The following is a 13,723-nucleotide window of genomic DNA, read 5'->3' as shown; positions in this document are numbered from 1 at the left end:
CTCTTGCTGAGACCCGAAACCCCCCACCCCCCCCTCCCCCCCCCCCCCCCCCCCCCCAACACCCCCCCCCCCCCCCCCCCCCCCCCCCCCCCCCCCCCCCGCTGTCGTGCGGAGGGGGCCGGGTCACTCCTTGATGCCCGCCATGTCCCCGGGCCGGCCCCGCAGCACCGCCCCGGCCGCCAGCAGGGTCGTCGCCAGGGTCAGCGCCGCCGCCCCGGCCAGCACCACGACGAGGATCCACGGAGAGCCACCGGGCAGCGCGGTGCCGAGGACGCTCATGCTCAGCGGCACCAGCGTGGCCACGGCGACCAGGAGGCCGAGGACGATGCCGGCCAGCGCCACCAGGGACGCCTCCACCGTCATCATCTGCAGGACCTGCCGGCGGGTGGCCCCGACGAGCCGCTGGAGCATGAACTCCTTGCGCCGCTCGGTCGTCGCGAGGACCTGCGTGTTGATCAGGGCGAGCGTCGCGTAGCCGACGACGACACCGAGGACCAGGTACGCCATCCACGCCTGGGTGTCGTCCGCCTTCGCCCGCGCCGCGGTCAGCACCTCCGTCCCGCTCACCCGCAGCCCGGGCTGCTGCCCGGCCAGCTTCGACAGGTTCCGGGTCAGCTGGGCCGGGGTCGTGCCGGCGGCGGCGCGCACCATGATCTGCGGGACGAGCCCGCCGTCGGTGTGCCCCAGGAGCACCGACGCCGGAACGAGCGCGGTCTCGTACCCCCGCCGCCCGTCGACGGTGGCGACCAGCTTCAGCTTGACCTGCGTACCGTCACCGAGCCGCATGGGCACCATGTCGCCGAGCGCGCGGTCCTCGGCGTACCGGGCGGGAAGGGCGACGGAGTCGCCGTCCAGGGCGGCGAGGCTGCCGCTCACGGCGCGGTACGCCGTCGTGCGGTCCAGGCCCTGGGCCGTGACGCCCTGCATCGACAGCTCGGTGGGCTGCGGCCCCTTGTCCTCGCCGTCGGCGGGCCGCATCGGCCGGTCCGGCTCGAGGTACCCGGTCGTGGGGATCTGCGCGGACGCCGCCGCCACACCCGGCTGCCCGCGGACGGTGTCGACGAGTGCGAGCGGCAGTCCGCCGGACGCCGACGTCACGACGACGTCCGCGCGCAGGTTGTCGTCGAACGCCTTCCGGGCGCCCTCGGACTGGGTCGTCTGCATGTACATCAGACCGATGGCCAGGCCGCTCGCCAGCATGACCGGCATCACGGCGGAGGCGAGCCGGGCGGTGCGCGCCCGCGCGTTGTGCGCGGCCAGCTCGCCGGCGAGTCCGGACACCTTGCCGACGGGACGGCGCAGCACGGCCACGATGCCGCGGACGACGACGGGACCGAGCAGCCCGAACGCCGCCGCCCACACCATCGCCGCCGGAGTGGCGACACCGGCCGCGTCGGGCCCCGCCGCACGCGAGGTGCCCCAGGCGAGGGCGGCGCCCCCGACCAGGCACAGCAGCCCGACGACCAGCCGGAACGCGCTGAACCACCGGCGCTGCAGCGTGGCCTCGGCCAGCGCCTCGGTCGGCCGGGTCCGTGCCGCGGACTGCGCCGCGATGTACGCCGAGCCGATCGCGGTGAGCAGGGCCGTGCCGACACCCGCGATCACCGGGACGGATCCGGCCCGGTACGCGATCGCGTCGGGTACGACGCCCGCGTCGGCGAACGCGTCCAGGAGCCAGTGCCCGAACCGGGGTCCGGGGACGACCGCGAGCCCGGTGGCGACGACCGCGAGGACGAGGGTCTCGCCGAGGATGAGCCGGCGCAGCTGCCCCGGTGTGGAACCGATCGTGCGCAGCAGGGCCATCTCGCGCTGCCGCTGCTGGATGGAGAGACCGAGCGTGCTCGCCACCACGAAGATCGTGACCATCGCCGACAGGCCGCCGAACGCGGCGGCGAGCGGGATCAGGTCGCTGCCGTCGGACACCACGTCCGGGTTCTCGGCGCGGCCGCGGTCGTCCCCGGTCAGCACGCTGATCGGGGCGTCCCCGACGAGGTCGCGGACCGCGGAGGCGACCGTGCGCGGGTCGGCGCCGGAGGCCGGGAAGACGCCGATCGTGTCGGTCTTGCCGACGAGGTCCGCGACCGTGGCGGCCTCGGTGTCCTTGAGGAAGACGTCCGTGCCGTCGTCGGGTCCGGCGGCCAGGCCCGCGACCCGGTAGTCGTGCGCGGTGCCGTGGACGAGGAGCCGGACCCGGTCGCCGGTCCGCACGCCCGCGTGCCCGGCGAGCGCCTCGCCCAGGACGATCTGGCCGTCCGCGGCGGGTGCCGTCCCGTCGGTGAGCCGGTAGGGGGAGAGCTTCGCGGAGGACCAGCCGTGGCCGGTGACCGTGCCGCCGCGGGCGAGCGCCGCCGGGAACGAGATGTCCTCGACCGCGGACCCGACGCCGGGCACCTTCGCGATCCGGTCCGCCAGCGCGGCGTCCATGCGCAGCCGCTCGGGGAAGACCAGCTCCTGCCGCGTGTGCCGGTAGTTCTGGTCGCCGGTGACGACGATCGGTGCGGCGGCCAGCCGGTGCGGCGGCGCCGCGTTGTGGATGCCGGTCTCCAGGAGCCCGCCGGAGCCGATGACGATGACGGCACCGGCGAACAGGGCCAGGAACGAGGCGAGGAACCCGCCCTTGTGGAAGCGCAGGGTGCGCAGTGCGATCCTGATCACCGGCGCGCCTCCTGTCCGGAGTGCCGGATCGCGACCGGGTCGCCCCACGTGCCCAGCCTCTGCATCTGTTCGGTGATCTGGTCCACGGTCGGCCGCTCCAGCGCCCCGATGAGCCGGCCGTCGGCGAGGAAGACGACCCGGTCCGCGTAGGCGGCGGCCACCGGATCGTGCGTGACCATCACGATGGTCTGGCCGACGACGTCCACCGACTGCCGCAGCAGGGTGAGGACCTCGGCGGCGGTACGGGTGTCCAGGGCGCCCGTCGGCTCGTCACCGAAGATCACCGCGGGGTTCGTGACGAGCGCCCGCGCGAGGGCGACGCGCTGCTGCTGGCCGCCGGACAGCTCACCGGGCCTGCTGTGCCGCTTGCCGGACAGCCCGACCTGCTCCAGGACCTGGTCGACCACGGCCTTCTTCGGGCGGGTGCCCGCGAGCCGCAGCGGAAGCGTCACGTTGTCCACCACGTTCAGCGCCGGCAGCAGGTTGAACGCCTGGAAGACGAAACCGATGCGCTCGCGGCGGAACGTGGTCAGGGCCTTCTCGCGGAGCGAGCCGATGTCCACGCCGTCCAGGTGTACGGAGCCGGAGGAGGGCCGGTCGAGGCCGGCCGCACAGTGCAGGAACGTCGATTTGCCCGAGCCGGAGGGGCCCATGACGGCGGTGAACGTACCCCTCTCCAGGCTGATGCTGACGTGGTCGAGTGCTGTCACCCGGTTCTTCGATCCGCCGTAGAGTCTGCTGACGGAGTCGAGCCGGACGACCGGCTGGGCAGGCGGGTCCTGTGTCCCGATCATGGGCTGTCCTTTGGCCGTGAAAAGGGGGGTGGCTGGGGTCGGGGGGCGCGGGGCGCGCCACCGCGGCGGTGACGCGCCCCGCACCCGGTGGTCAGGTGGTGGCGGGCCAGGCGGCGAACCGCCGCAGCCCGTACAGGAGCGGGGGCCGCCCGCTCGGCCGGTGGATGTCCCGCACCCGTCCGTAGACCGTCACGTGGTCGCCCATCCGCTGGGTCAGGGCCACGGTGCAGTCCGCGATCGTGTGCGCGTCCCGGGGGAGGTGCGGTCCGGCGCCGTCGGGGGTCCGCTCCCAGGGGGTGACCCGGAAACGCTCGGGGTCCCCGGAGGCGAACAGCTCGGCGACGCCCTGGGCGTCCTCGTGCAGCAGGTTCACGGTGAACTCGCCGGAGGCGAGGACGGCCTGGAGCGTGGGGCTGCCGTCCCTGAGGCACACCAGGAGGGTCGGCGGGGCGAGTGCGACGCTGCACACCGACGAGCACGTCATCCCCCACGGGATGCCGTCGAGGTCCTCCGCGGCGATCACGGCGACCCCGGTGGGGAAGCCGCTCATCATCGAGCGGAAGTCGTCGCGCAGGGCGGCCGGGGCCGCTGTCGTCTGGATGGTGGACTCGGTCATCGGGCACTGCTTTCTGTCGCCGCGGCGACCAGTTCGACGGCGGGAGCAGGCTCGGGGGTGCTCGTGCCGCGGTCGAGGAGACCGAGCAGCGGGCCCGTCGCGGCGGTGGTGGCCACCGCCATCAGGGTCAGCGCGAGCACCAGGGGCGCGGTGAGGATTCCCGCGCTCAACCCGGCCTGGAGCACGATCAGTTCGGTGAGGCCGCGCGCGTTCATCAGCACCGCGATCCGGCGGGAGTCGCCGCGCGGCCGCCCGCCCAGACGCGCGCCCAGGTAGCCGCCGATCCCCTTGCCCGCGGAGGCGAGCACGACGGTCACCGCGATCAGGGCCCACGGGACGTGGGAGAAGGCCTCGTTGAGGACGGTGATCCCGGTGACGACGAAGAACGCGGGTACGAGCGCCCGCCCGGCCCGGGTCAGCCGGGCGACGGCCGGCTCCCACGGGCTGTCGTCACCCGCCGGTATCGCGAAGCCGACCAGGGCGGCACCGAGGATCGCCGTCATGCCGAGGTGCTCCACGGTCAGGGCCACGGCCAGAGCCACCGCGCCGAGCACCACCGCGGCCGTCCGCGGCCGGCGGGCACAGGCCCGTCCCGCCACCGGCACGCGGACGCCGTACCGCACGGCGAGCGCGCCCGCCGCACCGACGCCCAGGGCGAGCACCGCGTGCAGCAGGCCCCTCGTGCTCCCGGACCCCAGGCCGATCGCCAGCATGCACAGCAGCCAGCCCACAGAGTCGATCGTGACGGCCGCGGCCAGCGCGGTCCGGCCGGCCGGCGTGGCGCTCAGGCCGCGGTCGGCCAGGATCCGGGCCAGCACCGGCACGGCCGTGATGGACATCGTGACGGCGACCATCAGCACGAACGCGGGCAGCGGAGCGTCCCCGCGCACCGCCGGGTCGTCCAGGAGCAGGACGAAACCGGCGAGCAGGGTGCCCGCGAGGAGGGGCGGGACCAGCGCTCCGGCCGCGACCCAGAGGGTGGAGCGCCGGCCGACGCCGGAGCCGGCCCGCAGTTCGTGGGCCAGTCCGACGAGGAACAGCACCAGTCCGGCCTTGGCGACCAGCTTGAGCGCGTCGAGGACGGACCCGGGCAGCACCGTGTCGAAGGTGTCCCGGCCGAGCAGGTGGAGCACGGCGGGTCCGGCGAGAAGACCCACCACGATCTCACCGATCACCTCGGGCTGACGCAGCCGCCGCGCCGCCGCCCGGCCCGCGCGGGCGAGCAGCAGGACCACGGCGAGCAGCGCCACCAGGTGCCCGGTACGACCCAGGAGGTGGAGGAAGTCCATCGCGCAGGACCTTTCGGGCGTGGGCGGTCAGTGCTGCGCGGCGAAGTAGTCGTACGCCTTCGGCAGCGTCTCGGTCAGTCGGCGCGTCTTGTCGCGGATGGCGGCGAACTCCCGTTCCGCCGCGCCCGGGTCGGCGAGGGCGAGGGCCGGGGAGGCCTGCACCTCGATGCCGCCCATGCCGAGCAGGACGCAGTGGTAGGAGTACGCCGGCAGGCCGTGGTAGTAGGGGAAGATGGTCTCCGAGTCGGGGAGCTGGGTCTTCCACTTCTCGATGCGGGCCGCCAGCTCGTCCGGCACACGGCGGGTCTTCGCGTCGCGCCAGTACTGCGTGTCGTCGCGCTTCGCGGCGACGTAGTGCAGGACCAGGAACTCCCGTATGCCGTCCATGACATGGGCGACCGAGTCGTTGTACAGCTGTCGCTGGACCGGGTTCCAGGACTCGTCGGGGAAGTTCTTGGCGAGCTGTTCGATGGCGTGGTGGATGAAGAAGATGCCGGTGGACTCCAGGGGCTCGACGAAGCCGCTGGACAGGCCGATCGCGACGCAGTTGTTGACCCAGCTGTTCTCGCTGCGGCCGATGCGCATCTTGATGTGGTTGGCCTCCACGTCCGCCGCGGCCGGGCCCACGAACTCGCGCAGGGTGCGCTCGGCCTCCTCCGGGGACAGGTAGTCCTTGGCGTAGACGTAGCCGGTGCCGACGCGGCCCATCAGCGGGATCGTCCAGATCCAGCCGGCCTCCTGGGCGGTGGCCGTGGTGCACGGCCGGATGCCGCGGGCCTGCATGTCCATCGGGACCTGCAGCGCCACCGCGCTGTCGTTGGGCAGGGTGTCCGCGTAGGAGATGAACGGGGTCTCCAGCGCCTGGTTCAGGAGCAGTCCGCGGAACCCGGTGCAGTCCACGAACAGGTCGCCCTCGATGTCACCGTGCTCGGCGGTGGTGACGTGGGAGATCCAGCCGCGCTCGTCCAGGTTCACCTTCTTCACGTCGTCCGTGATGTGCTTCACGCCGCGCTCGACCGCGTACTTCGTCAGGTACTTGGCGAGCAGCGCCGCCTCGAACTGGTAGGCGTAGGGGAACTGCGTCTTGCCCTGGTGCTCGGACATCGTCAGGCCCTGCATCTCGTCCGCGCCCTCGTCGAAGGGCTGGTCGATCAGCGTGCCGTCCAGGTGGCGCGGGCTGAGCCCGGCGTCGATGACGGAGGGCATGACGAAGCAGTCCTTGTCGAACCGGTCCGTCGGGCCCGACTTCAGCCACCAGTCCGCCAGCGGGAAGCCGTTGACCGACCGCATCTGCTCGAACGGGTGGTAGAAGTAGTGGCCCTCCTCGCGCCAGTTCTCGAACCGGACCGCCAGCTTGTACGTCGCGTTGCAGGCCGGCATCCAGTCCTTCTCCTTGAGCCCGAGGAACTCGAAGAAGTGCCGGATGTCACTGAACGTCGCCTCGCCGACGCCGACCGCGCCGACGTTGCCGGACTCCACCAGCGTGACGTCGATGCGGTCGCCGAAGGCGGCCTTGAAGTACGAGGCCGTCATCCAGCCCGCTGTTCCGCCGCCGACAATGACCAGTCTGTTGAGCATGGGGTGACTCCTGTTCGTTGACCGACTTCCGGACATGGCAGGAGCCTAGGAATCGGCGCCGGGGCACAACAGGTCGTTAAGCCACGGCTGAAAAACGCATGGTGCATCGGTTCGTCGGCCGGAATCCGGTCGCCGTCAGTGAACCGTCAGCGTCATTCGGCATTATGCCCGCGTGGCGTGCGCCCCAGCAAGGGGCCCCCATACCGTGCGAACGTTCTCGGACGACGCGGATGGTATTTCCCCTGACCGGTGGACACGGGCGATATTGGGCCCTCAACCAACGAGTTACGGGGGCGTCGCTCATGGACATACAGGTTCTCGGTTCGGTTTCCGTGCGGTACGGCAATCGGCAGCACGCGGTGGGGTCGAGGCGGCTGACGGCGATTCTCGCCCTGCTCGCGCTCTCCCCGGGACGCACGATCCCGGCGGACCAGCTGGAGGACGAGCTGTGGGCGGGCCGCACCCTCGCCAACGCACGCAACGCGCTGCAGGCGAGCGTCGGCCGGCTGCGCAGGTACCTGGAATCGATCACCGGCCGGCGCGGCGACGAGCTGATCCGCACCGTGGGCGGGGGCTACCAGCTCGGTGTCCCCGCCGACCGGGTGGACGCCCACCGCTTCCGGGAGCTGGCGCGCAGTGGCGCCGACCTGGTGGCGAGCGATCCGACGCTGGCCGCGGTCGCGCTGGAGGAGGCCCTGTCCCTGTGGCGCGGTCTGGCCCTGATGGACGCCCACGACGGCCTGCGGGTGCGTATCGCCGCGGCCGATCTGGAGGAACGGCGCATCACCGTGTACGAGGACCTGACCACGGCGCGGCTGGCGGTGGACCCGCACCGGATCTCGCTGCCGGAACTGCGCGGGACGGCCGCCGAGCATCCCGAACGGGAGCGGCTCACCGAACTGCTGATGCTGGCGCTCTACCACGCGGGGCGGCAGGCCGAGGCCCTCGACGTGTTCCACCGTGCCCGCCGCAGGCTCGACGACGAAATGGGTCTTGAGCCGGGCCGCGCACTGCACCGCGCCTATCAGGCGATTCTGCGGCAGGACGACCTGCTCGGCGAACCGCGGCAGGTCCTCGCGCACCGCTGAGGAATTACGGGAGAACGACCGGAAGACGGCCGAAAGGCGGCCGTGGAAACTCTGAAAAAGCACTGAAGTGGCACTGAAGAAGCACTGAGGTGGCACTGAGGAAGCGCTGAAGAAACGCTGAAAACGCACTGACGGATCACTGAATAAAGCCTGAATAAGGTCTGAACAAGCACTGAGGGCGGACTGGGGAAGTACGGGGGAATCCAAGAGGAGGGTTGCCGTCCCCCGCCGTGCGGTTACCGTGGAGCGGCAGTGGAAATTCCGCCCGTCCGGGGCCTGATCATCCGGTCAGGCCCCGGGCGGGCGGCTTCCGTTTGCCTGCTCCGAAACCGAGGCGGCTCATGGACATCGAATTGAGGCATGCGCGGATCGTCGTCACGATAAGTGAAGCCGGAAGCATCTCCCGCGGCGCGAACGAACTCAGCCTTCCCCAGCCGAGCCTCACCGCCCAGCTCCGACGCATCGAACGGGCTCTGGGCGGTGAACTCTTCGAGCGCTCCCGCAGCGGGGTCACACCGACCCCGCTGGGCGAGCGGCTCATCCCGCTGCTCGGCGACCTTGTACGACGGGCCGACGAGATCAACGCCCAGGCCAGCCGGGCCGGCGCCGGCCACCTGCGCCTGGGCAACACCGAGTGGACCCCGCCCACCCTCGGCGACGCCCTGCAGAGCGTGCTGCCCGGCACCGCCGTGCTGACCGAGACCCTCTCGCCCGATGCCGCGGTGGCGGGCGTGCGCCGCGGCACGCTCTCCGTGGCCCTGGTACCGGGCCCCGCCCGGCTGTCCGTCCCCCCTCCCGACCCGGCCGAACCCGCCCTGGGCTCCGTGACGGTGGTGCGCGAACCCGTCTGGCTCGCCCTGCCCGCGGACGAGGGGCGCGCCGAGGACACCTGGGTGCGCTACTCGCGGGAACACTGGCTGCACACCGTCGAGGAACGGCTGCTCGCCGGGCCCGGCCGGCCCGGCTCCGCCCGCGTGCTGCACCACGTCAACACCCAGCGCGAGGCGATGACCTGGGTGGCCGGCAGCGGGGCCGCGGCCCTGGCCACACCCTCCGGGGCCACCCCCGACGTACGGCTGACCCCGCTGGCCGACACCGAGCTGGTCGAGATGCAGCTGGTGTGGCGGCGCGGCGCGGTCACCGAGGAGACCGTGCGCCGGCTCGTGCACGCGGTGCGCGACTACTACTGCGGCTACGCCCGCACGATCCCCGGGTACTGGCGCTGGCTCGTCGAGCACCGCGCCGAACTCCCCGAACTCCAGTTGTTCCTCACCGGTCCCGCCGCCTCCTGAGACCTTGGGGCAGAGCCTGGCGGTACGTGTCAGCGACTCGTCAGTGAACGGTCAGCGGCATCGGCCAGCATCGTTGGCATGACGACAACACACGAGCTGAACGCCGAGGACCGCGCCAGGATCAAGGGCATCATCTGCGACATCCTGGAGATCGAGCCGGAGGACATGACCGACACCAGCCGCTTCAAGGAGGACCACGAGGCGGACTCGATGGGCGCCATCGAGATCCTCTCCCAGCTGGAGCGGGCCTTCGGCACCGACATCGACCAGGCCGAGCTGTCCCGCATGGTCAACCTGGACGGCGTCGTGACCGTGGTCGGCGAGGCCGTCGCCGCCCGGTCCGTCCGGGCCAACTAGCCACCACCGCCCCACGGATGCGACGGGAGCGCATGGTGTACGACGACGAGCAGCAGCCCCGCCGAGTGGTCATCACCGGACTCGGCACGGTCACCAGCATCGGGCTCGGAGCCCCGGCCTTCCTCGACGGGCTGAAGTCCGGCCGCAGCGGGGTCAAGCCCATCACGGCCTTCGACACGACCGGCTTCGCGCACGCCAACGCCTGCGAGGTGGCCGACTTCGTGCCGGGCGACTGGATCCACCACGTCGACCCGCAGGAGCTGGGCCGGGCCACCCAGTTCTCCGTCGCGGCGGCCAACATGGCCGTCGCCGACGCCGGACTGACCGCGCAGGACCTGCGCGAGCGCAGGGTGCTGGTCTCGGTCGGCACCACCGACGCCGAGTCGCGCGACCTCGACACCCTGGTCGGTACCCAACTCACGGAAGGACCGCAAGCGTTGTCGCCCGGCCTGGCCCGCCGGGCGCAGGCCGGGCGGCTGTCCAGCGGCATCGTCCGGGAACTCGGCCTGGTCGATGTCGAGGCCCTCACCATCCCGACCGCCTGCGCGGCCGGCAACTACGCGATCGGCAGCGGCTTCGACGCCATCCGGCACGGCGAGGTGGAGGCCGCGCTGTGCGGCGGAGCCGACGCCGTCTGCCGCAAGACCTTCACCGGCTTCTACCGCCTGGGCACCATCGCCCCCGAGGTGTGCCAGCCCTTCGACATCGACCGCAAGGGCATCCTCACCGGCGAGGGCGCGGGCGTCCTCCTCCTCGAAAGCCTGGAGTCCGCCCTCGCCCGCGGGGCGCGGATCTACGCCGAGGTGCTCGGCTACGGCCTGAACTGCGACGCCCACCACCCGGTCGCCCCCGACCAGGACAGCCTCGCCCGGTGCATGGAGGTCGCGCACCGCAACGCCGGTGTGGCGCAGGAGGACATCGACTTCATCTCCGCGCACGGCACCGGCACCCGGGCCAACGACGTGACGGAGGCCGGAGCCATCCGGCAGGTCTTCGACACCCCGCCGCCCACCGTCTCCATCAAGTCGATGATCGGCCACTCCATGGGGGCGGCCAGCGCCCTCGCCGCGGCGGCCTGCGCCCTCGCCCTCACCGAGGGCTTCATCCCGCCCACGGTCAACCACCGCGAGACGGACCCGGAGTGCGGCCTGGACTGCGTACCGAACGAGGCCCGCCCCGCCGAGCTGAACGTCGTGCAGAACAACGCGCTCGCCTTCGCGGGCAACAACGCCGTGCTGATCCTCGGCCGGATGAACCGCACACGGCGCACCGACCGCCCGGAGCCCCTGAAGGAGGCCGTGTGATGCCGTCGTCCCTCGTCATCTCCGCCTGGTCGGCGATCTCCCCCTACGGCGTGGGCAACGCCCCGCTGCGGGAGGGGCTCGCCGAGGGGCGCGACGCGGTCGCCGCCCTCGACCACGACACCTACCCCGTGCCCTTCCAACAGGCGGCCCTGGTACCCGACTTCACCGCCGCCGAGTACGTCGGCAGGAAGGGCACCCGGACCATGGACCGGGTGACCGCGCTCGCCGTCACCGCGGTCGGCGGGCTCGTCGGCGCCATCGCCGGTGAGCTCGAGGCCCGCCCCGAGCAGACCGCCCTGGTCCTCGGCACCGGCTCCGGCAGCGTCCAGAGCATCATGGACTTCACCAAGGACTCCCTGTCCGGGGAGCGCCCGTACCACGTGGAGCCCGCCCGCTTCCCGAACACCGTGATGAACCGGGCCGCCGGGCAGAGCGCCATCTGGCACCGGATCAAGGGCCCCAACACCACGGTCGCGGGCGGCGCGCTGACCGGTCTGCTCGCCCTCAGCTACGCGCTGCGCCTGCACCGCGGCGGCCACTGCGCCCGGGTGCTGTGCGGGGCCGCCGAGGAGTTCTCCACCCAGCGCGCCTGGCTGGAGTGGCACGGGCGGGCCGAGGAGGAGCGCCGGACCCCGCTCGGAGAGGGCGCGGCCGTGTTCCTGGTCGAGCCGGCCGAGGACGCCACCGCGGCCGGCCGTACCGTCCTGGCCCGGATCGGGGGCGCCCGCTTCCGCGCCTACCAGGGACCCGACGGCATCCGCGACGCCCTCACCGCCTGCGTCCGCAGCACCCTGGACGCGGCGGGCGTGGCGCCCGGGTCCGTGCGGTTCGTGGCCCCGCTCGGCGGCGGCGGGAAGCCGGCCGCCGAGGAGGAGCAGGCCGTCACCGACGCCCTGCCCGGCGCCGGCCCCGCCTGGATCCGGCTGCGCGAGCACCTCGGCGACACCTCCGCGGCGGCCACCGCGCTCCAGCTGGCCGCCGTCCTCGCCGCCGCCGGCGAGCAGGGCCTCGGCCCCGGCGAGGCGGCCCTGGTGACCGGCGTCGAGCCGGACGGCCAGGTCGGCTGCGCCGTCTTCACCGGCGTGTGAGCCACGCGGACCGGCCGCCGAAGCGGCCGACACCCACCCCAGAGCCCTCAGGAGAGACCAGCATGTCCGCAACCGACCGGCCCGTCGCCCTCGTCAGCGGCGGCTCGCGCGGTATCGGCCGCCACGTGGTGACCCGGCTCGCCCGCGACGGCTACGACGTGGCCTTCTGCTTCCAGTCCAACAAGGAGGCCGCCGACGCCGTCGCCGAGGAGGCCGGCGCCGCGGGCGCCCGGGTGTACGCCGCGCGCACCGACGTCGCCGACCACGACGCCGTACACGACTTCGTCAAGGCCGCCCAGCGCGAACTCGGCCCGCTGGGCACCGTGGTGTCCTGCGCCGGCATCGTGCGGGACAACCCGCTGGTCATGCTCGCGCCGGCCGACTGGGACGCCGTACTGCGGGTGAACCTGGACGGCACCTACAACCTCTGCAAGGCCGGCGTGTTCGCCATGATGAAGCGCAGGTCCGGCTCGGTGGTCACGCTGTCCTCGGTGGCCGGCGTCTACGGCAACGCCACACAGGCCAACTACTCGGCGACCAAGGCCGGGATCATCGGCTTCACCAAGGCACTCGCCAAGGAGTCCGGCCGCTACGGCATCCGTGCCAACGCGGTGGCGCCCGGCTTCATCGACACCGACATGCTCTCCGGCCTCGCCGACGACCACGTCGGGAAGATGACCGAGCGGATCCCGCTCGGCCGCCTCGGCCGCCCCGAGGAGGTCGCCGACCTGGTGGCCTTCCTCGCGTCCGACCGCGCCTCGTACATCACAGGACAGGTATTCGGAGTCGACGGCGGCCTCGTCGTCTGACCGGAAAGTCGTCTGACCGGAAAGGGGCGCCACCATGCCCAAGAACAAGACGCCGCGGTTCTACTTCTCCCTGCGCAGCCCCTACTCGTGGCTCGCCTACCGCACGCTGATGACCGAGCACCGGGACCTCGCCGAGCGCCTCGAATGGGTGCCGTTCTTCGAGCCCGACCCGCTCAGCGCCCGGCTCATGGAGGAACAGGGCGGCCGGTTCCCGTACTCGGAGATGTCCCGCGAGAAGAACCGCTACGTGCTCCAGGACGTCGGCCGGCTCGCCAAGGCCCGCGGGATCAAGGTCACCTGGCCGGTCGACCGCGACCCGGTGTGGGAGGTCCCGCACCTGGGCTACCTCGTCGCCGCCGCCCAGGGCCGCGGCCACGACTACATCGACGCGGTGTACCGGGCCAGGTTCGGCCAGGGCCGCGACATCTGCGACCCGCGCACCATCGAGGACATCGGCTGGGAGCTGGGCATCGACCCGCAGCGCCTGTCCCGCGCCAGCGACCAGCCCGAGCTGCGCGCCGAGGGCATCCGCATCCTCCTCGACGTCTGCAAGGACGGCGTGTTCGGCGTCCCGTTCTTCGTGCACGGCTACAGCCGCTTCTGGGGGATCGACCGGCTCGACGCGTTCGTGGAGCACCTGCGCTCCCAGGAGGAACCGGCCGCCGGGATACCGCGCGAGCTGACCGCGGTCGGCATCGGCACGGCCACCGACGACGGGCACGCGGGCGGCTGCGGCTGACCCCGCCCGCCCCGGGCCCCACGCACCTCCCCCCACGCACCGCCCCCCACCACCTCCACCCCACCCCCCACGACCCACCCAACGACTACGGCGTGACTTCAGTGACCTTCGCTA

12 protein-coding genes are annotated in these 13,723 nt (G+C 72.5%); 7 read left to right on the top strand and 5 right to left on the bottom strand.

The window, feature by feature from the left end; translation table 11 throughout:
- Positions 1 to 123 precede the first annotated feature (123 nt).
- From ACZ4VF_RS10730 to ACZ4VF_RS10710, 5 genes are all read right to left on the bottom strand, one after another.
- Positions 124 to 2,655: an ABC transporter permease gene (locus ACZ4VF_RS10730; protein ID WP_467924819.1), complete on the bottom strand. Its 2,532-nt coding sequence runs from the start codon at positions 2,653 to 2,655 to the stop codon at positions 124 to 126.
- Positions 2,652 to 3,449 carry an ABC transporter ATP-binding protein gene (locus ACZ4VF_RS10725; RefSeq protein ID WP_467924817.1) on the bottom strand — a complete coding sequence of 266 codons (798 nt, stop codon included), beginning with the start codon at positions 3,447 to 3,449 and terminating at the stop codon, positions 2,652 to 2,654. The genes ACZ4VF_RS10730 and ACZ4VF_RS10725 overlap by 4 nt, the downstream gene beginning before the upstream one ends.
- Positions 3,450 to 3,540: 91 nt before the next feature.
- A complete protein-coding gene (locus ACZ4VF_RS10720; RefSeq protein ID WP_467924815.1) occupies positions 3,541 to 4,065 on the bottom strand; it encodes a flavin reductase family protein in 525 nt (174 codons plus the stop codon).
- Entirely contained in the window at positions 4,062 to 5,354 is a 1,293-nt protein-coding gene (locus ACZ4VF_RS10715; protein WP_467924814.1) for a cation:proton antiporter, read from the bottom strand. The genes ACZ4VF_RS10720 and ACZ4VF_RS10715 overlap by 4 nt, the downstream gene beginning before the upstream one ends.
- A 27-nt stretch (positions 5,355 to 5,381) precedes the next feature.
- Positions 5,382 to 6,932, bottom strand: a complete 1,551-nt coding sequence (locus ACZ4VF_RS10710; protein ID WP_467924812.1) for a tryptophan halogenase family protein — start codon at positions 6,930 to 6,932, stop codon at positions 5,382 to 5,384.
- Positions 6,933 to 7,234: 302 nt separating this feature from the next.
- On the opposite strand from ACZ4VF_RS10710, the gene ACZ4VF_RS10705 reads away from it, so the two are divergent.
- The 7 genes from ACZ4VF_RS10705 (at position 7,235) to ACZ4VF_RS10675 (ending at position 13,609) form a co-directional block, all read left to right on the top strand.
- The gene (locus tag ACZ4VF_RS10705) at positions 7,235 to 8,020 is read left to right on the top strand and encodes an AfsR/SARP family transcriptional regulator (protein WP_467924810.1); all 786 of its coding nucleotides are present in this window, start codon (positions 7,235 to 7,237) and stop codon (positions 8,018 to 8,020) included.
- Positions 8,021 to 8,361: 341 nt separating this feature from the next.
- The gene (locus ACZ4VF_RS10700; protein ID WP_467924808.1) at positions 8,362 to 9,312 is read left to right on the top strand and encodes a LysR family transcriptional regulator; all 951 of its coding nucleotides are present in this window, start codon (positions 8,362 to 8,364) and stop codon (positions 9,310 to 9,312) included.
- 78 nt (positions 9,313 to 9,390) lie between these two features.
- Positions 9,391 to 9,669 carry an acyl carrier protein gene (locus ACZ4VF_RS10695; protein ID WP_467924806.1) on the top strand — a complete coding sequence of 93 codons (279 nt, stop codon included), beginning with the start codon at positions 9,391 to 9,393 and terminating at the stop codon, positions 9,667 to 9,669.
- 32 nt (positions 9,670 to 9,701) lie between these two features.
- Positions 9,702 to 10,973: a beta-ketoacyl-[acyl-carrier-protein] synthase family protein gene (locus ACZ4VF_RS10690; protein ID WP_467924804.1), complete on the top strand. Its 1,272-nt coding sequence runs from the start codon at positions 9,702 to 9,704 to the stop codon at positions 10,971 to 10,973.
- On the top strand, positions 10,973 to 12,061 hold the full coding sequence (locus ACZ4VF_RS10685; protein WP_467924803.1) for a beta-ketoacyl synthase N-terminal-like domain-containing protein: 1,089 nt from the start codon (positions 10,973 to 10,975) through the stop codon (positions 12,059 to 12,061). The genes ACZ4VF_RS10690 and ACZ4VF_RS10685 overlap by 1 nt, the downstream gene beginning before the upstream one ends.
- Before the next feature lie 62 nt (positions 12,062 to 12,123).
- Positions 12,124 to 12,870 carry a 3-oxoacyl-ACP reductase FabG gene (fabG, locus tag ACZ4VF_RS10680; protein ID WP_467924801.1) on the top strand — a complete coding sequence of 249 codons (747 nt, stop codon included), beginning with the start codon at positions 12,124 to 12,126 and terminating at the stop codon, positions 12,868 to 12,870.
- A 34-nt stretch (positions 12,871 to 12,904) separates the two neighbouring features.
- Complete coding sequence (locus ACZ4VF_RS10675; RefSeq protein WP_467924799.1) at positions 12,905 to 13,609, top strand: DsbA family protein; 705 nt, start codon at positions 12,905 to 12,907, stop codon at positions 13,607 to 13,609.
- Positions 13,610 to 13,723: the final 114 nt, after the last annotated feature.

It is taken from the genome of Streptomyces sp. NPDC029151, from assembly GCF_055564315.1.
The sequence above is the reverse complement of the archived record's forward strand: the minus strand, read 5'-3'. Positions and strand labels throughout refer to the sequence as shown.

Coding starts and splice junctions, on each gene's coding strand:
- ACZ4VF_RS10725 (WP_467924817.1), bottom strand. CDS start 3,449: ATGATCGGGACACAGGACCCGCCTGCCCAGCCGGTCGTCCGGCTCGAC.
- ACZ4VF_RS10720 (WP_467924815.1), bottom strand. CDS start 4,065: ATGACCGAGTCCACCATCCAGACGACAGCGGCCCCGGCCGCCCTGCGC.
- ACZ4VF_RS10715 (WP_467924814.1), bottom strand. CDS start 5,354: ATGGACTTCCTCCACCTCCTGGGTCGTACCGGGCACCTGGTGGCGCTG.
- ACZ4VF_RS10710 (WP_467924812.1), bottom strand. CDS start 6,932: ATGCTCAACAGACTGGTCATTGTCGGCGGCGGAACAGCGGGCTGGATG.
- ACZ4VF_RS10705 (WP_467924810.1), top strand. CDS start 7,235: ATGGACATACAGGTTCTCGGTTCGGTTTCCGTGCGGTACGGCAATCGG.
- ACZ4VF_RS10700 (WP_467924808.1), top strand. CDS start 8,362: ATGGACATCGAATTGAGGCATGCGCGGATCGTCGTCACGATAAGTGAA.
- ACZ4VF_RS10695 (WP_467924806.1), top strand. CDS start 9,391: ATGACGACAACACACGAGCTGAACGCCGAGGACCGCGCCAGGATCAAG.
- ACZ4VF_RS10690 (WP_467924804.1), top strand. CDS start 9,702: ATGGTGTACGACGACGAGCAGCAGCCCCGCCGAGTGGTCATCACCGGA.
- ACZ4VF_RS10685 (WP_467924803.1), top strand. CDS start 10,973: ATGCCGTCGTCCCTCGTCATCTCCGCCTGGTCGGCGATCTCCCCCTAC.
- fabG (WP_467924801.1), top strand. CDS start 12,124: ATGTCCGCAACCGACCGGCCCGTCGCCCTCGTCAGCGGCGGCTCGCGC.
- ACZ4VF_RS10675 (WP_467924799.1), top strand. CDS start 12,905: ATGCCCAAGAACAAGACGCCGCGGTTCTACTTCTCCCTGCGCAGCCCC.